This is a genomic window from uncultured Veillonella sp. (genome assembly GCF_900545205.1).
Classification (GTDB): domain Bacteria; phylum Bacillota; class Negativicutes; order Veillonellales; family Veillonellaceae; genus Veillonella.
Genome location: NZ_UQYC01000013.1, coordinates 1 through 19,405, shown reverse-complemented (window position 1 = coordinate 19,405; position 19,405 = coordinate 1). Strand labels below are relative to the sequence as shown.

Here is a 19,405-nt window from a genome sequence, read left to right as displayed (position 1 = left end):
GATATCTAATTGATTTTATTATTAAACATACAAACATCTAATCTATTAGACGGATTAGTACGTAAGTTATTACTTATATAATTAAATAGTTTTTATTTATGCTCTTTCAACCATGCAATGGCATATTCTGCATATACGGCTGATGCCGCAGATAGTACAGTATCATCCATATTGAATCGATTATTATGATGATCGTAGGTAGCCTCGATTTCAGGGTTTTGAATCCCAATAAAAGCAAAGCAACCTGGTTTATCTTGTAAATACCATGCAAAATCTTCCCCTGGCATTACTTTACGCATTTTAGAAAGTTTGTCTTTACCTAATGTATCAATAACGACACGTTCTGCCAATTCACTGGATGCAGGATCATTAATTGTAGGCGGTACTTTTTTTACATATTCTAATGTCGCAGTTGCCCCATAGGCTTCAGCCGTATGTTCTACTACGCGGCGTATGGATTCTACATAATACTCTTCTTGGTCTGGATCAAAGAATCGAATGGTGCCCCCCATTTTAGCTTCACCAGGGATAACATTCCATTCAGATCCAGAGTGAATATTACCAATAGTGAGTACAAGAGAATCTAAGGCACTCACATTACGAGACACTACGGTTTGCAAGTTCATAACGATAGCACTAGCCACTACAATGGCATCAATCGCCTGATGTGGCTGTGCCCCATGGCCTTGTTTACCTTTTACATTAATAGTAATCTGGCTACTTGCAGCCATACGAGGGCCTTCCTCTACGGAGATGAGGCCTGCTGGTAAGTCAATCCACACATGGCCACCAAAGATAGCATCGATTTTATCATACCAATCACCAAATTTAACGAAATCTGGCGCCCCTGCACCCGTTTCTTCGGCAGGTTGGAATGCTAAATACACATCGCCTTCGATGCGGTCTTTCATAGACATTAACATCTTAGCAGCGCCTAGCAAGATAGCCATATGACCATCATGACCACAAGCGTGCATTTTGCCTTCAGTTTCAGATTTGTAGTCTACTGTATTATGTTCATGAACAGGTAAAGCATCAATATCAGCACGCAATGCGATAGCCTTACCAGGTTTATCGCCATGGATAATACCAACTAAGCCGATGCCACGCTCAGTATCTACATGAACCTCTACGCCCATAGATTCTAATTCTTTAGCCAGTGTCTTAGTTGTTTCAAACTCTTCATTACTGAGCTCTGGATGTTTATGAAAATATCTACGCCAATCTTGAACGTAGCCTTTATATTGTTCAATTAAATCGCGACTATGCATGGTATCGCCTCCTTATAAAATCCCTTAATCAAGGGGAATAACAGGGTAAAAGTAAAAGAAAACGACAGGCCACGCCATGTCGTTTTCTTTATGTCTTATCGGTTGCGCAATACTGCTTGTACCGCTAAGGATACAACAGCTGTTGCAACTGCCACAGCAGCCGTAATTTTTGCTGTTGTGAAAAGTTCTTCTTTTGTAGGTTTTGCTTTTGTAGCAATATCTAATGTTTTTGCTACAGCAGGAACCAATACTTCGTTACGTAAGGATTCTGTATTCATATTTACTCCTCCAATATAGACTGTTTCTTCTAGGGTAACACGAATGAGAACTAAAGTCTATATATTCATCGATTTATTTCAATAATTACACGGTTACGCAACTATTTTAAATGATATTTATGAAAGTTATCCTTAAAATTATTTTGCCGCTAACTCTTCAATAGCTTCAGCTACAATAGCAATCGCTTTTTCCAATTGGTCTTGAGGAATATTAAGAGCTGGTAAAAGACGTACTTTATTTTTCGCAGACAAGCATACAACGCCCTTTTCAAGACATTTCGCAATGACTGCTTTTGGATCTACTGTAGTTTCAATACCAAGCATAAGGCCCATACCGCTCACACCTAGAATACCAGGTTTGCCTGCTAAGGTAGCTTTTACATAGTCCCCTTTTGCTTTCACAGAATCTAAGAATTCTGGTGTTAAACGACTAATAATCGTGTTACCTGCGGCCGCACAGATTGGATTACCACCAAAGGTTGTAGCATGAGCACCTGCATTTAATACATATTGCATCTTTTCATTGAATAAGGTAGCGCCCATAGGGAGACCGCCCGCTAAACCTTTTGCAGTAGATACTACATCTGGCTCAATGCCAAATTGTTGGTATGCATACAAACTGCCAGTACGACCATTACCAGTTTGTACTTCATCGATTAACACGAGTTGATCGTGTTCATGAGCATATTTTGTTACCGCTTGTACGAACTCTTTATCTAGTGGCATAACACCACCTTCACCTTGAATAGGTTCCATCATGATGGCACAAACTGCAGGATTATCAAGGGCTTTTAAAGCCGCATCAATATCATTAGCTGGTGTATGAATAAAGCCTTCTGTAAATGGGAAGAAATGTTGATGGAATACATCTTGGCCTGTAGCAGACAAGGTAGTAATAGTACGACCGTGGAAACTGTTTACTAACGTAACGATGACATGACGACCGTCACCATATTTGTCATGACTATATTTACGAGCTGCCTTGATGGCACATTCATTAGACTCTGCACCAGAGTTAGAGAAGAATACCTTCTTCATACCTGTCTTAGCGCATAGTTGTTTTGCCAATTCAATTTGTGGTAAAGAATAGTACAAATTAGAGATATGGTTCAAAGCATGAGATTGCTTTGTTACCGCCTCTGTCCATTCATCGTCATCTACACCAAATGCGGTTACACCAATACCGGATCCAAGATCAATGTATTCTTTGCCATCTACGTCCCATAAAAGAGAACCTTTACCTTTTTCAAAACATACGTTAAACCGGCCATACGTATTGGCTATATATTCTTTATCTTGTTGTTCAAAATCGATTGTATTACTCATTACATCCTCCAAACGTACGGCCATGCCGTCGTCTATCTATATGAAAGGTAACGATGGTAATAAATGATTACCATCGCTATACCTACTATATTACTTTACAAACATCGTGCCAAGACCTTCATCGGTCAATAGCTCGATAAGAATAGCATGTGGGATTTCACCATTGATGATAAATACCTTTTGGGCACCAGATTTAATAGCCTCTAAGCAGCAATCTACTTTAGGAATCATACCGCCTGCAATAATACCATCCGCTTTTAATTGATCTGCCTCTGCCATGGTAATTTTAGAGATGAGAGATTCAGGATCATGCACATCTCGTAATACACCATCAATATTGGTCATGGCAACCATTGTTTCTGCCTTTAAAGCACCTGCAATTTTTGCTGCCACCGTATCGGCATTGATATTGTATGTCTTGCCATCAGCCCCCATACCAATAGAGGAAATGACAGGAATATAGCCTCTACTGATAACATCATCAATAATGCTTGTATCGATAGTATCTATGGAGCCTACATAGCCAAGCTCATCATTTTGCTTATGAACTTGAATCATATTACCGTCAACGCCACAAAGGCCAACAGCTTTACCGCCGAGATCTGTTAAATCTGCTACAAGGCCTTTATTAACCTTACCAGCTAATACCATTTGTACTACATCCATTGTCGCTTCATCAGTGACACGCAAGCCATTTGCAAAATGTGATTCAATCTGCATAGCATCTAGTGTACTATTAATAGCTGGTCCGCCACCATGAACGAGTACAACTTTCACCCCTACCAATTGGAGTAATAGTAAATCCTTCATAACGGATTTTTTTAATTCTTCATCAATCATGGCATTGCCACCATATTTAACGACAACGTATTGATCGGTATATTGTTTAATATATGGAACGGCCGCAGTTAAGATATGCGCCCGCATTGCATTTGTTACGTCCTTCATAGTTCCCTCTCTAACCTAGTGCTAGGCCTGTATCCTCAGGCAAACCTAAAGCAATGTTCATGCATTGAACAGCGGCACCAGATGCACCTTTGCCTAAATTATCGAAAATAGCATGAACCATAATGCGTTCATCGTTGCCAGTCACATAGATTTTCATGCTATCTGTGTTGCTCAATTGATTAGCATTCAACATCCCAGTATTGCTGTTCTCTGCAAATGGCACAACAGTAATGATTGTACTATCTTTGTAAAAGTCTTCTAATGCCTGTTGCACTGTATCGATGCTAACTGGTTTATTACATAAACGACTATGGATGCCCACAGTTACTTCCATGCCGGAATAATAATCGTCAACGATAGGCATAAAGATTGGTGCTTCGCTAAGGCCACATACATGTTGAACTTCTGGCAAATGCTTATGTTGTTGACTTAGACCATATTGACGCGGTGCATAGAGGAAATAATCCTTTGGTTCACTTTCATATTGGCCAATCATCTTTTTACCACCACCGCTATAGCCTGTTAAGGATGTGATAGTGAAAGGATAATCTGTTGGCACAAGACCAGCTTTTACAAGAGGTGCAATACAAGCAATCATTCCACTCGCATGACAACCAGGGTTAGCAATATGTTTTTCAGTAGCGATGGCTGTTTTATAATCCGCACCGAGTTCTGGGAATCCATAAGCCCAATCATCAGCAGTTCTAAAGGCAGTAGATGTATCAATTACCTTACATGGTAATTCACCGATAGCGGCCATGATTTCCTTAGATGCCACATCAGGCAAGCAGAGGAATACAATATCTGCCTCTTTAGCTACCTCTTTAATAGCCTCTACATTTTTACGATCCTCATCAGCTGTAGCTAATAGCTCTATATCTTTTCTATCGGATAACCGTTCATGAATTCTTAAACCTGTTGTGCCTTCATGACCAACAATAAATACTTTATAGGGTGTCATAGTAAACCTCAATTCTCACCTATTGGTGACTCACACCTATTTATACAACTCTCAGTTATTACTTTCATCGATTATAAATAGGAAACAAACTATACCATACATCACCTTCTAGGGAGATGAAATTATTTCAAAGGATAGTCACCAAATGTAGCAACCATAACGGCCTTAATCGTATGTAGACGATTTTCTGCTTCTTGGAAGGCCAAGGAATTTGAACCTTCAAATACATCTTCAGTTACCTCAATACCATTCATGCCGAACCGTTCAAAGATATCTTTACCTACTTGAGTTTCCGTATTGTGGAACGCTGGCAAGCAGTGACAGAATTTTGTATTTGGATTGCCAGTTAATGCCATCATTTCAGCGTTAACTTGGAATGGTTTAAACGTATTAATACGTTCTTCCCACATATCGTATGTATCACCCATAGTTACCCATACGCCTGTGTAGATAACATCTAAGCCTTTAACACCTTCCGCTACATTATCTGTACATGTAATGGTAGCACCTGTTTCTTTTGCAACTTTCAAGCATTCTTCATAGAATGGACCAGCTGGCCAATATTGTTTAGGACCGATAAGTCTGAAGTCCATACCCATTTTAACGGCCCCACTCATTAAGGCATTACACATATTAGATTGACCATGACCCACATAAGCATAAGAGATTTCATTCAATGGTTTATCAATATTTTCTTGAAGCGTCAAAAAATTCGCTAATGTTTGTGTAGGATGATCCATATCGGTAAGGCCATTCCAAACAGGTACGCCAGAATAATCAGCTAATGTATCTACATCGGCTTGATCAAAACCTCTAAACTCGATAGCATCATACATAGATCCTAGAACACGAGCTGTATCTTTTAAGGATTCCTTTTTATTCATTTGGGAACCTGTAGGGCCAAGATATGTCGTATGAGCACCTTGATCCGCAGCACCTACTTCAAAGGCACAACGTGTCCGTGTAGAGTCTTTTTCAAAAATTAATGCAAAGTTTTTACCTACTAATGTTTTGATTTCTTTGCCTGCTTTTTTATCGGCTTTTAATTTTGCAGCCAAGTCCAAGAAGTATTTAATTTCTTCTGGTGTGTATTGAAGCATTGTTTTAAATGATGTATGTTGTAAACTCTTCATGATAACCTCTTATTTCAAACTACTTATTTAACTACTTTTCTTGTAAAAATTCGGCGGCAATGGCAGACATCATTGTTATACCAGGTTCTAGGATGCTTTCATCAATGGTGAAAGCCTCATTATGCAAGGCCGGATTACCTTCAAATCCAGTACCTAACCAAAGGAAAGCACCTTTTATTTTATGAAGATACGCGGAGAAGTCCTCTGCAGCCATAGACGGGAATTCAGGATGTACCACCGCTTCTTTACCAAGATATTTCTCTACAATAGATGTGGCATAATCGATGGCATCCGGATCATTGATGGTAGCTCCATGACCACGTTTATAATCTAAGGTACTCTTTGTTTTTAATAACATATCGAGAGCTTGTAAACTTTCACCAAGACGTCGTTCTATATAATCCCGTTTTGCTGGTTCATAAGTACGACAAGTACCTTCTAGATATACATCGCCACAGCCTACATTGTATCTGTCGCCCCCCTTGATAACACCGATGGTACATACTAGATTTTCCATTGGATTCGTTTCACGAGCCACAATAGATTCTACGTTTACAATCCAGTTTGCGGCTGCTACGATGGCATCTACCCCATTATGAGGCTCCGCTCCATGGGTCGATTTCCCTTTAATATGGACGAGGAAGTGATCCGATGCAGCCATCAAATTACCTTTTTTTAGACCTACCGTACCAACCGGTAATTGTGGCCATACATGAAGGCCATATATTTCATCTACATCATCAAGAATGCCGCTATCTACAATACCTTGTGCACCTGGGAATAATGCTTCCTCTTCGGAAGGCTGGAATACGAGCTTTACGGTGCCATGCAATTGGTCTTTAATAGACTGTAAAATGGCTGCTGCACCAAGCAAAATCGCAATGTGGCTATCATGACCACAAGCATGCATAACGCCGTCATTTTCTGATGCAAATGGCAATCCAGTAGTTTCATGTATGGGTAAGGCATCTATATCAGCACGCAATGCAATGACTGGTCCAGGTTGAGTCCCTTCGATTTTACCGATAACGGCATAATCAGAAACATCATTTACAAAAGGAATACCTAATTCACCAAGAACCTTTTGAATAAATAAGGATGTATTTTTTTCTTCACCAGATAATTCTGGATGACTATGAATATGTCTACGCCATGCTACAACTTGTTCTTTATATTGTGCGGCATATTTCTTGATCAAATCTTGTAATGTATTCATTACTCTATCTCCTTTATACACTATATGTATGTTTTATACATTATTAGCGTATTTTTATAACCTATGTACGTATTATAATACTATCAGTCGTTTTATTCAAGTTTTATACAAATTTTCTGTATTTTTATTTGTTATACTATGAATTAATTTTTATCATAGTCCTTAGAACTGTAATTTACATGAACTTAATTTAGCATATAAAATATATAATAAATATATAATTATCATTTATATGTTTACCTATTTAAACTATAAATCAGAGAAAACTATTTGTATAAACACACAAAAAAGACACCTTTCAAAGAAGGTGTCTTTTGCTTATATATTCTTATAATCTTGTACTTCTATTTCTCTATAACCGACTCATCTAGCTGTGTACCGTCTGGTAAGAAAGCTTTTACTATCAATTTATTCGGTGTAACAGTCATCGCCATATAGTTATTCTTATCTCGATCTGGTGCCACATATACATCTAAAGGATGTTCTTTCCACTTAGGGCGACGAGTATCTCCGGCAATACCAGTCAGAATATATAATGGTCCCGAAGCATCTCTATCAAAGTTACGTACATGCCCTCTATTACGATAAGAATGTAAATGAGCTGACAACACTAAATCTACATTAAACTCATCAAAGATAGGCATAAACAATACGCCCTCTTCGTTGAATCCTACATCACGACTTGCGCCAGGGCGGTCAATGGCATATTGGAATGGATCCCGATGCATGAGAACTACGGTCCACTTTTTAGTATTTGCTGCCAAATCTTGGCGTAGCCACTGAACCTGTACATCGTATAAATCAGGATGATGCGTATCATGATTATCTTCATGATTGCTTTCATAAAGTTGCGTATCTAATACAACGTAATGAACATCACCGAAGTCATAGGAATAATAACGACGATTAAAAGTTTCATTCCCATTAGGCGGTACTGCAAAGTAATTTAAATACGCATAAGGCTCGCGCATTTTCCAATCTAATGTATACATCTCGTGATTACCTAAGGTCGTTGCTAACGGCACATTAGCACTCAACGGTCTAATGGAATTTAACCAAGTGCGCCATTGATAGTCTTGTTCCCCATTATCTACAAGGTCACCCATGCTAATATACAGGGCTGTCCTTGGATTGCGATGTGCTGAGTCCTTTACAAGCTCTTCCCACTGAGAATAATCCCCCGACTGAGAGTCTGGATATATGAGCACATCATAGACACTAGCGCCAGCCGTTTCCAGGGAGTACCAATCACTACGGCGATCACTACCATAACCAACGCGATATTCATATTTAGTATTAGGTGTTAAACCTGTCAATGTAGCCTCATGAATATAGGTAGTACTGCCGTCATCAGTAAAAACTTTATCCGTTGCCCCTATCGTTTGAGTATTTTCAGAACCTGCTAGACGATACTCTATTACCGCATCAGCTTCGCTACTATCTGATTGCCACATAATGGTACGGCTTGTGCTATTATCTTGAGCTACAATTTGCCGAATATAACGACTTTCAGAATCGAGTAGTGGTTTTATTTCTTGACCACTCACCACAGCCGCAGTCCGTGCAATTCGACTGTATATAGTATCCCTATATACATAGCTACCTACAGTAGCAGCAACCACGGTAATAATAGCTAGTAAGGATATAATTAATCTTTTTTTGTTCATATAATTCCTTTATTAACTAAACTGTTTGACTAATATTTAATATGAACACATTATAAAACTTAAACTTAACTTTAAGTCAAACAAGATTTACCTACTATTTTTCGTAATATTGCTTCATTTGTGTATAGCCATTAACGATGACTTCAATTTCACCTGTTCTAGGATGGAAGATAAGACCGTGAATAGGTACGTCTTTCGGAATCAAAGGATTCATACGCAATTCGTCTACAGTGTCTTCTACATTTTCAGCAGGGTGTGTAAATCCATCTGCCCAGCGTTCCATTTCTTTACGGACCATATGAATCGCTTCTGGTGCAATACCACGAGCCAACATTTTTTCTGTTAAATCTTTTGCCGTAGTTTTTGCCATACCACATTCATGATGACCAATGATAAAGATTTCGTTAACGCCTAGCTCATAAATACAAACAAGTAAACTACGTACAACGCCATCAAAGGGACCTGTAATACAGTTCCCTGCAGTCTTTACGATTTTCGCTTCACCGCGGCCAATATCCATGGAATCTTCTAAGAAGTTAACAAGACGTGTATCCATGCATGTAACGATTGCCATTTCACGACTAGGCATCTTACTGCATTTAGTATCTGTTTCTACATAACCTGTATTTTGATCTTCTACATATTCTCTATTATGGGCTAAAATATCATCTAATAAACTCATAGTACCTCCTATATAAAAAGACCTTGGCATACAACCAAGGTCTCTATATCAATAATGGTCGATATAAATATTATATCATATTCAGTTGTATCCATTCTAAATCACTACTAGTCTTAGATCATTATTCTCCAAAAATAGATTTAGAATAATTAAGTTAAAACTTATCTATCAGGTGTAGATAGTGCTTCGATAGCTACGCTACCACCGCGTACAACTTCAATACGATTAACAAACATATCTTTAAATAGAGCAATCATATCGTTATTTTTGGATACTGTTTTTACACATTGTACGAGAACAGATTTGCGGTTATAATCAACTACCAACAAGTCAAAGGTTTGAGCAATGCGGAAGATTTCTTGTTTATCTGCTTCTTTGCAACTGTTGACCTTAATAAACAATAGTTCTTTCTTTGTAATCCGCATATCTGTAAAGTCGATAACCTTAATCACCTCTACACTGCGATTAAGCTGTTTAATGATTTGTTCGTACGTCAAATCATCGCATGTGAGCTCAATGGTCATACGAGACATGGTAGGATCTTCAGTTTCCCCTACTGTCAATGTATCAAGGTTATAGTTTTTACCTGCGAAGAGGCCAGAAATTTTAGCCAATACGCCGATTTGGTTTTCTACATACGCTGAAATGCAGCGCTTTTTCATATGTACTTCCATAGCCCCTCCTATTTTTTATCCTTTAATAACATATCACTTAAAGATTTACCTGCAGGTACCATTGGCAATACATTGAGCTCTGTAGGAATGATGAACTCAAGTAAGGTTGGGCCATTTTTGAAAGTATCCGCCAATTGGAACCCTTTTTCAATATCCTCAACTTTAGTAATGCGCATTGCCTTAGCACCATAAGCCTCTGCCAATTTCACGAAGTCTGGCACATATTCAAACTCATTATTATCAATGATATCTCGTGTAACAATGGAGCTTTCATCCATCATCAAATTCGTACAAGCATACCGTTTATCGTAGAACAATTGTTGCCATTGACGAACATTACCGAGGAACCCATTGTTTAAAACAATTAGCGTCACAGGTAAACGATAGTGCATAGCGGTAGCAAACTCTTGGATATTCATTTGCACCCCACCATCACCACAGATGGCAAATACGCGCTTATCTGGATTCCCCATTTGAGCACCTAGTGCTGCAGGGAAGCCATAGCCCATAGTTCCTAAACCGCCAGAAGTCAGCATTTGGTGTTGTCCTTGTACCTCTAAGAACTGCGTAGTCCATAGTTGGTTTTGACCTACGTCAGTAGTAACAATTGGGCGATCATAGTGATTATTGATGTAGTCAATGACTGTTTGAGGTGTTAAACCTTCTTCATCAGCTTGCGTTACAGGACGTTCTGCTTTAAGCTGTTGCAGTTGTTCAGGCCAATCACCAAGATCATGAGGCTCAATATACTCTAAGAGTTTTTCGATAGCCAATTTAGCATCGGCTACGATTGGAATATCTACTTTAATATTTTTAGAGATAGATGCTGCATCTACATCGATATGAATAATCTTACAATTTTGTGCAAAGGTACTTAATTTACCCGTAATGCGATCATTGAAGCGAGTGCCAATAGAAATCATTACATCACAATCTGTGAGTGCCACATTTGGTGCATAGCCACCGTGAATCCCTACATTACCGAGGTATAGAGGATGACGTGTATCTACAGCCCCTTTCCCCATCAAGGTCGTTACAACTGGAATGCCTGTTTTTTCAATTAAATCCATCATAAGCTGGTTGGCACCACTAATACTGACGCCACCACCTAATAGAAACAGTGGTCGCTTAGCCTTAGAAATGATGGAGCAAGCCTTTTTAACTTGCCCTACGTGAACAGCCATATTCGGTTTATAACCTCGGATATTAACCTCTGTAGGATATTCATCAGATCCCATCGCCTTTTGAATATTTTTAGGAATATCTACAACTACAGGGCCTGGACGACCGGTACGAGCAATGTAGAAAGCTTCTTTCAAAATGCGCCCTAAGTCTTTACGATCACGGACAGTGACAGCATATTTACAAATATTACGGACGATACCAACTGTATCCACCTCTTGGAAGGCATCATTGCCCATAAGACCTAAGTCTACTTGGCCTGTAATACAAACGAGAGGCACACTATCTGCATAAGCAGTAGCAATACCTGTTACAAGATTGGTCGCACCTGGTCCAGAGGTTACCATACAAACCCCTACCTTACCCGTGCTACGAGCATATCCATCAGCAGCATGAGCTAACGCTTGCTCGTGACGAGGCAAAATAACCTTTACCTGATCTTGTTTATATAATTCATCCATAATATCGATAGTAGCAGCCCCAGGATAGTTAAATAAGATTTCTACCTGCTCCTCTTGAAGGGCTTTTACCAAATACTGCGCGCCTGAAATCATAGGTGTCTCCTTATCTATGTAATACATGCATATTGTATTCTCAATATTCTCATTAGGCATATCTAAAAAATTGAATATCTTATATAGATGTGATATACTCAGTAGTGTACCATATATTGTGGTACATGAGTATGTATAAAATCTCAAATTATGTAAGTATATGTTGATTCTATCTGGAAAGGACTGTGTAACATGAAAGAAATCTTAGGTTTCCACTTAATCGGTTGCCCTTACTGCGAAAACGCATTCCGCGCTATCGATGAACTCGTTGCAGAAAACCCTGCATACGCAGATATTCATATTAACTGGGTTGAAGATCAAGATGCTCACGAGCTCTTCAAAACTCATCCATATGAATACTATCCAAACTTGTGGTTTGACCTCGACAAACAATACGAGGCTCAACCTGGTGAAAGCTATGAACAAACAAAAGCTTTAATCAAAGCTGTATTGGACAAAGCAATCGCGTAATCTAGTATTACATAAAAATGTGATAAATCCATTAAGAAAGAGGCTAGCAGTGCTAGCCTCTTTTTTTGTCTTTCCATTCAAGATACATATGTTTAATTACTTGGATCGGTGATACAAATAACATTCTAGGCCCACCATATCGCATGATTTCACGTATCTTTTCACGATATGTTGGTCCATAGCAATGTGTTTTACATACGCTGCAAAAGGTTTTACTTTCCATATGTGGACATACATCAATACGATGCTCTGCATAATTCCAAATGTCTTGGCACTCCTCACATAGTTCACCTTTAGGCGTGTGGTGTTTATCACGACAATAGATGCCAATAATTTGGTACATAGTTTTTAGTTCTAACTGACGTTTTTCATCAACTGTCACGCTAATCTCCTATTTCACAGACCAAGAAACCCAAGCGACCTTATCAACGGTCTTATTATGAATTTCACCATTGATAGCTAGTGGTTCAATGAGATTTCTAATTTCTACTTTCATATCTTCAATATCGCCCCATGTATTATTATGAAGTCGCATAGCAAAGTAATTAACCGCTTTATCAAGGCTCATAACCTCTGTTTCAGGAACTGTCTTATAGATTACTTTTACATTATGCCCTATTTCATGAATAACATCTAAACATGCTTTCATCTTGCCATCCCATGGGAATGAATCGCGACCAAAGAAATGTTCAGATAACATATCTACCGTTTCATCGCTGCGTTCACTAAAAGCGATCCACAAGCATTTATCCTTACTTGATTCGTGCATGGCCCGAATATTTTCTACATCAAACATGATAGGGCAAAAAATACTATATGTTAAATCAAAGGTTTTATCCCATTTTAGTTCACGGCGAGTCTCATCAGACCACGGTGCAATATACAAGCTAAGATCTAAACCTTCTGGCTCTGCTAATTGTTTAGCACCACGAATCATACCATCAGATAAATCTATACCTGTTGCCTTATAGCCATCACGAGCCAATCCTAATGCATAGTCACATACACCACAGCCAATATCAAGGGTACAACCGTCTTTAGGGGGCAAAAGATTCTCATTCTTCAAGAAGGATAAAAACTCTGTAACCTGCGCCTTACGATCGTCCCGATTGTGCATTTCTACAAAGTAATTAGATCGATTATTCCACGCATCTTGCTCATTACGCCAAGTTTCGTCGACGGTGAGTTCTTGTATTCTATTTGTCATTCTATCTCCTCTGTATCACTACATCAAAACTATGCAATGATACAATTTAGTACTTTATTAATCTTAATTAGATAATCTATATGTTATTCATCACGTCCTATATGCCTAGTGTTCCACCTAGGATGTTCAGATTTCATAAGGACATTTTTATTGTACATCATTCTCAAAATAAAATGTGTTACTCAAATCACATTTACACGTTATCTTGATATTATTAAATATATATTTTTACATAAATGCTATATTAGACGGTATTTTCAAAAACAAAAAACTCCACTCAACGAGTGGAGTCTTTTATCTCTCATTTTACAAATAGATTTATATACTATCTACTCATATACATCAATTGAATATATGATTACTTCTCTTCTTGTTTCTCTACTGAAGCAGACGCCTCTTCAATTTTAGGAGCTTCTGTTTCAGTTTTCTCTTCAGTCTTTACACTCTCATTATTAGAAGAAGATTCACGCTCTTGTTTAAGATGTTCTTCTCTCTTCGCTTGTGCTTCTTGCTCGCGTTTTTCAAAGGATTCTCTAATTTTATCTGTTGTATCCTTCAACTTGTCTGTGCCCTTTATAGCAAGATCTTTAATTGCTTCTGGATCAGCACCACTAAATTCAGCTAAAGCCTCTTCATTATTTGGATCAAAGAATGGGGCCTGTTTAAATCCCAATAAGGATGCTACAAATACCATTGGAATTTGAGCAATCTCACTATTATACTCTTTTACTTGGAAGTTATAAGTCTCACGTTTATTAGAAATGAACGTTTCATTTTCACTAATCGCTTCTAAGAATTTACTATATTGAGTATTGGCTTTTAACTCTGGAAATTGATTAGCTAAAGCTGTAATATTTTGAACTGCTTTTGCTGTTTCACGAGCCATATCTACAAAGTTATCAGACACCTTCAATTGAATTAATTTTTCATAATCATCATACTCATTTACAATACTAGTAAACTGATTAACAATAGCTACCTTTTTCTCGTAAGCAACGATAATGTTGGCACGTGCCTCTTTAATCTCTACAGTCAATTTTTGCAATAAATTATATTGCTTAATAAAGAAGAAAATTAAGAATAAAATTATTAAAAATATTAGTGTTGAAAACATAGAACCCTCTCCATTTCGATTACAAATAACCATGCAATTTTGAGAATATTATACATATGAAAGATATAACCAATATGAAATTTCATTCATGAAGTGATATAAAATGATTTCATACATTACTTATATTTATTATAATAGAGATAAGGAGGACTTAATTGTATGGGAAAATATATGATAATCCTTATGTTTCTATTGATCGCTATTGCTGTAGTTTTTGCTACTTATGACTTATCTATAATTAGATCTATGCCTCCTGAGGAGCGTTATAAACTTCTTTACTTTAAGGATGATCAAGTCGCTATAGGCATTGGCTTAGTAAGAAGAACATTTAAATTAAGCGATATTCGTGAGGTACGTTTTTCTAAAGGAAAACAATTCCGTAGTATGGGCAGCTGGGCCGGCAGAATGCAAATTTGCAAACTAAATGGTAAAACAAGCCGTTGGATAGACTTTGATGGTACTGTCTATTACAAAAAGATGGTATATATAACTAATGAAGAAGTCATTGATAAATCAATAGACTTACTGATGAATGAATTCCAATCAAGAGGTATTCGTTGTACTAAATATAGATGCTAACATATAATTTTCTAAACTATACCTCAACCTAAAGAATAAAGATATCAAGCTAAAGAATAAAGACACATAAAAAGGCTTCTCGAAATTTCGAGAAGCCTTTTATTTGGTGCGCCTAGCAGGAATCGAACCTGCGCACCCGGTTCCGGAGACCGGCGCTCTATCCCCTGAGCTATAGGCGCATGAATACCTAAAAATTATACCATATTACGTTATGGTTCGATAGTATAAAGTATAAAGCAAGATAGTCTGTATATAGAATAGACCTTACTATTAAATCAATTCAAGTTTGGAATAACTATAGTTAAAACTCAATCACTATTGCTACATCATCTAATAGTAAGGTCTTTATATTTATATTTTTCCTTTAATCAATGCTAATAGAGCATCGCAACTACGACTGATATCATCATAGGTTTCGTCAAAATTTCCCGTATACCAAGGATCCTTTATATCACGGCTTTCACCAACAAAAGACATGGACTTGAATACCTTAGCATCTACATCATCGCCAATAATTCGTTTTAAATTACGTCCATTATTTTCATCCATGATAATGAGGTAATCGAAGTTATGATAGTCATCAACGGTCACTTGACGAGCCTTGCGACGAGTGTAAGGAATACCCATTTCATCTAATTTCTTTTTAGTCCCATAATGGGTGTCGTTCCCTATCTCCTCACGAGATGTAGCGGCAGATTCAACATAAATAGAATCGCTTAATCCAGCCTGCTCAACGATATGCTTCATATAAAATTCTGCCATTGTTGAACGACAAATATTACCATGACAAATAAATAAAACCTTAACCATCATAACTCCTCTAGTAACTCAACAATCGATGAGTTATTAACGTACAAAGTTCGTAGACACTTTTTTCTCTTTATCGGTATCTGGATATGGCACCCCTTGCTCCTTAGCTACAGCAAAGCTACGCATCATCCAAACCATATTTCTCGCCAAGTTGCGCATTGTTTGCATACCTTCTTCATCTTGCTTAGCATCGTCGGCTACTAGACCATGGCTAATATTCCAATATGTAGAGCCTGCAATTGGCATTTGAGAAATACCAAAGTATTTATTGAGTACATCAAAGGATGCAGTTGTACCGCCGCGACGAGCTACGGCAATAGATGCACCAGGTTTAAAAGCAAATGGATTGGGCGTTACGCTTTCTGCACTATAGAATACGCGATCTAAGAAGGATAAAATACGTCCACTCGGATGTGCATAGTATACAGGTGTTGCAAAGATAAAACCATCTGCATCTTTCGCTTTTTCTACGAAGGCATTTACATCATCATCCTTAAATACACAATCGCCATGCTCAGAACAATAACCACATTGAATACAATCACGAATAGGTTTATTGCCTAGCTGAATGACCTCTGTATCTATATTGGCTTCACTAAATACCTTTTGTACCTCTTGTATAGCTTGCATTGTTGTGCCATTTACATGGCTACTACCATTTACGATTAGAACTTTCATATTATATCCTCCTAACTCTTACTTAAGAAGTTACATATTAACTAGCCTTTATATACTATCACAGAAATACAAAATTGTTAAAGTCTGCCCATCACAGCAAGCCAGTTAATATTTGCCTATTTGCCGCTATAGAATAATTCACATAAACACTTTTACAAAAAAACTCTGTAGTAACTCAATTCAAGCTACTACAGAGTTTTCATATATTTAATTAAAAGTTATGTCTAACCCCTGCATCGATACGCCATGTATTATCGATGGTAGCACCAAAGTTTTTAGTGAGTGTGCCATATAGATATGTACTAGGACGAACGTTCCAAGAACCGCCGATTTCCGCATCAAGCCATGTATCCTTTAAATCTACAGTTGTTTGTACTGTTGGATTACCTGGTGCAGAATATGTAGTATTTACCTTACCAGAGAATTCATGAGCTAGTGCTAGTTTTGCAAAGATATTAGATTTTTCTGTTTCTTTACCAATGCCAATGCCAAGTCTACCTACAGCAGAGTTGACCGCATCAGATTTCACATGCATGGATCCACCGCCTGCAATAGTTGCATCATAGGATACACCATTTAAACGACCTAAAATAAATTCTACACTAGGATCGATATAGAAACCATTTTGTTTTTTAATACGTTTACCATATTCAGCACTCAAGGATGTACCAAATGTATGGTAGTTACCATTCAAACGTTGTCCACTAATTGAGTTAAGGCTATAGTCGTTGGATAATCTATTACCACGAGCGATGATATCTATATAACGACCATCATCATGGTGTTTTGTACCATATAAGGCAACACCACCAAGCTTACCATCGCCACTGCCGTTAGCATAAGAGTTACTAGATGTACTGTAATCTAGAGCACCGCCGAAAATCCAGCCATTGGAGGCTTTATGATCATATCCGATTTGTACGCCATTGTACGTCATATGTGCATCAGCACCATCTGTAATCTTAGATTTACCACCTATATATTTAGCCCATACTCCTTTATCTGTATTAGCTAGACGAAGATCACCTAAACGACGTTGTAAATCATTAGTATTATTTTTCCAGGCCATAACTGTTGAAGTAAGGGCAGATTTTGTGCCACCTACGAGCGATGATTCACTAGCACGAACAACTTTTGTTGTATCGTCTACAATAAGATGACCTTGAGAATCAAAATGATCTGCCCCTAGGTCTGCAACAGCACCAGGTGTAGTAACACCTTCATTGATTTGAACTGTTGTGCTAAGCTTCTTATCATTACCTGTGTATTGTAATTTCTCAGCTAATGTTTGAATATCCTTTTTGTAGCTTGCATCGTCGATGGTATTACCGGAATGGTCGCCTTGCATTGTAATATGGCTATTATCCGCCGCATGTTCAACGATGATTTGCCCTTTTCCTGTATCACTAGCCGGCACACCAGATTTATAAATAGCATTCACATAACCGCTATAGTTCTGAATTGTTATAGGCCGCGCATCGATAGGATGAATGTTACCTGCTGCAGTTGGGTTAACACCACCTACAAGATTGCGAACCTTACTCCCCTTGTATAGGTACGCTGCATTATCCCCTGATGGACGTTCTTTTTTAGGTGTAGGACGCTCCATGCCAATCCATTCATTATTCCAAGTAGCTCCGTTTTGTAGGTAAATATCTGCACCAGAATTATGAGAGTTTTTATTGCTTTCAGCATATTCATTCAAAACAGCACCGGTAAGGCTAGAGTTAGGTGTTGTGAAAGCTAGTGCTATATTAGTTGGTTCTACATTGTGATTTGGATCTCGGCCATAATCCTTGTTGATAAGGCCCACATTACCAACAGCAACTAAGTCATGAGTGCCTGGATGTTTGCCATCAGCGCCTGCATTAACATATACATCCCCTTCTTCTGCTACTACAGAATAGGTATCAGATGTTTCTACAGGATGAGTGATAATCTTACCGCCTCCATCAACAAGGATATGGCCTCGTTGATTGACTTGTAAACCAGAGCCGATAGCATCGATATCTACATTACCTTTCACATGAATATTAGTATCACCATAGTCTCGATCAGGATTATCTTTACTTAGACGTGGTACCTTACCGCCATAACCAGCATAGACTGCACTCATATAATAATGACCTAATTCTCGCTTCGATGCTGGTGCATCATTCTTTAATCGTACAATAAGGTCTTTATCTACCGTTAGTTGTGAACCAAATCCATTATAAATACCTGTAACATTCTTACTTTTACCAGCCTCTGTTAAACTTTTACCATGTACATTAACTGTTAATGTATCCTCTATGTGTTTAACCTCAGGTTGCGTTTGTACTGGTGACCCCATTGTTAAACCCAGCAACTCCTCTGCTTTATCGCTAGAAACATTAATTTCTGTAGCCATTGCAGAATAAGATATACCTGTTAATACTAGTGCAGTCATCACGGCTGATACATGACGTCTAATCTTCATAATTCTCTCCTTCTTATATCATGCTTATAATACTCTCACTAAATCACATAAAATTTATAACACCTAAAAAGCACAAAAAGACCCCCTTAGTCCAACTAAGGAGGTCTTCTATTAACTCACACACTCGGTAAGTACTAAAATTACTAATTATTATTCTTCAGGAGAAATAAGGAAGGACAATGCACTAAAGTATTTA

At 38.0% G+C, this 19,405-nt stretch carries 19 protein-coding genes and 1 tRNA gene; 2 read left to right on the top strand and 18 right to left on the bottom strand.

Annotated elements, in window-relative coordinates:
• Window positions 1-92: 92 nt before the first annotated feature.
• The 11 genes from QZR70_RS02390 to ilvB form a co-directional block, all read right to left on the bottom strand.
• Window positions 93-1,271: a M20 family metallopeptidase gene (locus QZR70_RS02390; RefSeq protein ID WP_295792864.1), complete on the bottom strand. Its 1,179-nt coding sequence runs from the start codon at window positions 1,269-1,271 to the stop codon at window positions 93-95.
• A 95-nt stretch (window positions 1,272-1,366) separates the two neighbouring features.
• Window positions 1,367-1,549 carry a hypothetical protein gene (locus tag QZR70_RS02385; protein ID WP_005385822.1) on the bottom strand — a complete coding sequence of 61 codons (183 nt, stop codon included), beginning with the start codon at window positions 1,547-1,549 and terminating at the stop codon, window positions 1,367-1,369.
• A 138-nt stretch (window positions 1,550-1,687) separates the two neighbouring features.
• On the bottom strand, window positions 1,688-2,875 hold the full coding sequence (locus QZR70_RS02380) for an aspartate aminotransferase family protein (protein ID WP_295792863.1): 1,188 nt from the start codon (window positions 2,873-2,875) through the stop codon (window positions 1,688-1,690).
• A gap of 90 nt (window positions 2,876-2,965) precedes the next feature.
• On the bottom strand, window positions 2,966-3,823 hold the full coding sequence (gene argB, locus QZR70_RS02375) for an acetylglutamate kinase (RefSeq protein WP_295792861.1): 858 nt from the start codon (window positions 3,821-3,823) through the stop codon (window positions 2,966-2,968).
• A 10-nt stretch (window positions 3,824-3,833) separates the two neighbouring features.
• Window positions 3,834-4,784, bottom strand: a complete 951-nt coding sequence (argC, locus tag QZR70_RS02370) for an N-acetyl-gamma-glutamyl-phosphate reductase (protein ID WP_213467760.1) — start codon at window positions 4,782-4,784, stop codon at window positions 3,834-3,836.
• A 122-nt stretch (window positions 4,785-4,906) separates the two neighbouring features.
• Window positions 4,907-5,917, bottom strand: coding sequence for an ornithine carbamoyltransferase (argF, locus tag QZR70_RS02365; protein ID WP_363661696.1), 1,011 nt, complete (start codon window positions 5,915-5,917; stop codon window positions 4,907-4,909).
• Between the two features lie 31 nt (window positions 5,918-5,948).
• On the bottom strand, window positions 5,949-7,133 hold the full coding sequence (locus QZR70_RS02360; RefSeq protein ID WP_295792860.1) for a M20 family metallopeptidase: 1,185 nt from the start codon (window positions 7,131-7,133) through the stop codon (window positions 5,949-5,951).
• Between the two features lie 344 nt (window positions 7,134-7,477).
• Window positions 7,478-8,800, bottom strand: coding sequence for a fibronectin type III domain-containing protein (locus tag QZR70_RS02355; protein ID WP_295792857.1), 1,323 nt, complete (start codon window positions 8,798-8,800; stop codon window positions 7,478-7,480).
• 94 nt (window positions 8,801-8,894) lie between these two features.
• Window positions 8,895-9,482 (bottom strand): carbonic anhydrase, encoded by a 588-nt coding sequence (locus tag QZR70_RS02350; protein WP_105089499.1) that lies wholly within the window; start codon window positions 9,480-9,482, stop codon window positions 8,895-8,897.
• Window positions 9,483-9,643: 161 nt separating this feature from the next.
• Complete coding sequence (gene ilvN, locus QZR70_RS02345) at window positions 9,644-10,156, bottom strand: acetolactate synthase small subunit (RefSeq protein ID WP_295792855.1); 513 nt, start codon at window positions 10,154-10,156, stop codon at window positions 9,644-9,646.
• 8 nt (window positions 10,157-10,164) lie between these two features.
• Window positions 10,165-11,892: a biosynthetic-type acetolactate synthase large subunit gene (ilvB, locus tag QZR70_RS02340; RefSeq protein WP_295792853.1), complete on the bottom strand. Its 1,728-nt coding sequence runs from the start codon at window positions 11,890-11,892 to the stop codon at window positions 10,165-10,167.
• 192 nt (window positions 11,893-12,084) lie between these two features.
• Here ilvB and QZR70_RS02335 point away from each other — a divergent pair, with 192 nt between their 5' ends.
• Window positions 12,085-12,363, top strand: coding sequence for a hypothetical protein (locus QZR70_RS02335; RefSeq protein ID WP_024063760.1), 279 nt, complete (start codon window positions 12,085-12,087; stop codon window positions 12,361-12,363).
• A 52-nt stretch (window positions 12,364-12,415) separates the two neighbouring features.
• On the opposite strand, the gene QZR70_RS02330 is transcribed toward QZR70_RS02335, so the two are convergent.
• The 3 genes from QZR70_RS02330 to QZR70_RS02320 all read right to left on the bottom strand — a co-directional run bounded on the left by QZR70_RS02330 (window position 12,416) and on the right by QZR70_RS02320 (window position 14,684).
• On the bottom strand, window positions 12,416-12,745 hold the full coding sequence (locus QZR70_RS02330; RefSeq protein WP_024063761.1) for a nitrous oxide-stimulated promoter family protein: 330 nt from the start codon (window positions 12,743-12,745) through the stop codon (window positions 12,416-12,418).
• A gap of 9 nt (window positions 12,746-12,754) precedes the next feature.
• A complete protein-coding gene (locus QZR70_RS02325; RefSeq protein ID WP_295792850.1) occupies window positions 12,755-13,570 on the bottom strand; it encodes a class I SAM-dependent methyltransferase in 816 nt (271 codons plus the stop codon).
• A 358-nt stretch (window positions 13,571-13,928) separates the two neighbouring features.
• Window positions 13,929-14,684: a LemA family protein gene (locus tag QZR70_RS02320; protein WP_295792848.1), complete on the bottom strand. Its 756-nt coding sequence runs from the start codon at window positions 14,682-14,684 to the stop codon at window positions 13,929-13,931.
• 159 nt (window positions 14,685-14,843) lie between these two features.
• On the opposite strand from QZR70_RS02320, the gene QZR70_RS02315 reads away from it, so the two are divergent.
• A complete protein-coding gene (locus tag QZR70_RS02315; RefSeq protein ID WP_295792845.1) occupies window positions 14,844-15,263 on the top strand; it encodes a hypothetical protein in 420 nt (139 codons plus the stop codon).
• 104 nt (window positions 15,264-15,367) lie between these two features.
• On the opposite strand, the gene QZR70_RS02310 is transcribed toward QZR70_RS02315, so the two are convergent.
• The 4 genes from QZR70_RS02310 to QZR70_RS02295 form a co-directional block, all read right to left on the bottom strand.
• Window positions 15,368-15,442, bottom strand: a tRNA-Arg gene (locus QZR70_RS02310).
• Between the two features lie 172 nt (window positions 15,443-15,614).
• Window positions 15,615-16,073, bottom strand: a complete 459-nt coding sequence (locus tag QZR70_RS02305; protein WP_295792844.1) for a low molecular weight protein-tyrosine-phosphatase — start codon at window positions 16,071-16,073, stop codon at window positions 15,615-15,617.
• 36 nt (window positions 16,074-16,109) lie between these two features.
• Entirely contained in the window at window positions 16,110-16,751 is a 642-nt protein-coding gene (locus QZR70_RS02300; protein WP_295792843.1) for a flavodoxin family protein, read from the bottom strand.
• A 211-nt stretch (window positions 16,752-16,962) separates the two neighbouring features.
• Complete coding sequence (locus QZR70_RS02295; RefSeq protein ID WP_295792840.1) at window positions 16,963-19,209, bottom strand: autotransporter outer membrane beta-barrel domain-containing protein; 2,247 nt, start codon at window positions 19,207-19,209, stop codon at window positions 16,963-16,965.
• Window positions 19,210-19,405 lie beyond the last annotated feature (196 nt).

Coding starts and splice junctions, on each gene's coding strand:
- QZR70_RS02390 (WP_295792864.1), bottom strand. CDS start 1,271: ATGCATAGTCGCGATTTAATTGAACAATATAAAGGCTACGTTCAAGAT.
- QZR70_RS02385 (WP_005385822.1), bottom strand. CDS start 1,549: ATGAATACAGAATCCTTACGTAACGAAGTATTGGTTCCTGCTGTAGCA.
- QZR70_RS02380 (WP_295792863.1), bottom strand. CDS start 2,875: ATGAGTAATACAATCGATTTTGAACAACAAGATAAAGAATATATAGCC.
- argB (WP_295792861.1), bottom strand. CDS start 3,823: ATGAAGGACGTAACAAATGCAATGCGGGCGCATATCTTAACTGCGGCC.
- argC (WP_213467760.1), bottom strand. CDS start 4,784: ATGACACCCTATAAAGTATTTATTGTTGGTCATGAAGGCACAACAGGT.
- argF (WP_363661696.1), bottom strand. CDS start 5,917: ATGAAGAGTTTACAACATACATCATTTAAAACAATGCTTCAATACACA.
- QZR70_RS02360 (WP_295792860.1), bottom strand. CDS start 7,133: ATGAATACATTACAAGATTTGATCAAGAAATATGCCGCACAATATAAA.
- QZR70_RS02355 (WP_295792857.1), bottom strand. CDS start 8,800: ATGAACAAAAAAAGATTAATTATATCCTTACTAGCTATTATTACCGTG.
- QZR70_RS02350 (WP_105089499.1), bottom strand. CDS start 9,482: ATGAGTTTATTAGATGATATTTTAGCCCATAATAGAGAATATGTAGAA.
- ilvN (WP_295792855.1), bottom strand. CDS start 10,156: ATGGAAGTACATATGAAAAAGCGCTGCATTTCAGCGTATGTAGAAAAC.
- ilvB (WP_295792853.1), bottom strand. CDS start 11,892: ATGATTTCAGGCGCGCAGTATTTGGTAAAAGCCCTTCAAGAGGAGCAG.
- QZR70_RS02335 (WP_024063760.1), top strand. CDS start 12,085: ATGAAAGAAATCTTAGGTTTCCACTTAATCGGTTGCCCTTACTGCGAA.
- QZR70_RS02325 (WP_295792850.1), bottom strand. CDS start 13,570: ATGACAAATAGAATACAAGAACTCACCGTCGACGAAACTTGGCGTAAT.
- QZR70_RS02320 (WP_295792848.1), bottom strand. CDS start 14,684: ATGTTTTCAACACTAATATTTTTAATAATTTTATTCTTAATTTTCTTC.
- QZR70_RS02315 (WP_295792845.1), top strand. CDS start 14,844: ATGGGAAAATATATGATAATCCTTATGTTTCTATTGATCGCTATTGCT.
- QZR70_RS02305 (WP_295792844.1), bottom strand. CDS start 16,073: ATGGTTAAGGTTTTATTTATTTGTCATGGTAATATTTGTCGTTCAACA.
- QZR70_RS02300 (WP_295792843.1), bottom strand. CDS start 16,751: ATGAAAGTTCTAATCGTAAATGGTAGTAGCCATGTAAATGGCACAACA.
- QZR70_RS02295 (WP_295792840.1), bottom strand. CDS start 19,209: ATGAAGATTAGACGTCATGTATCAGCCGTGATGACTGCACTAGTATTA.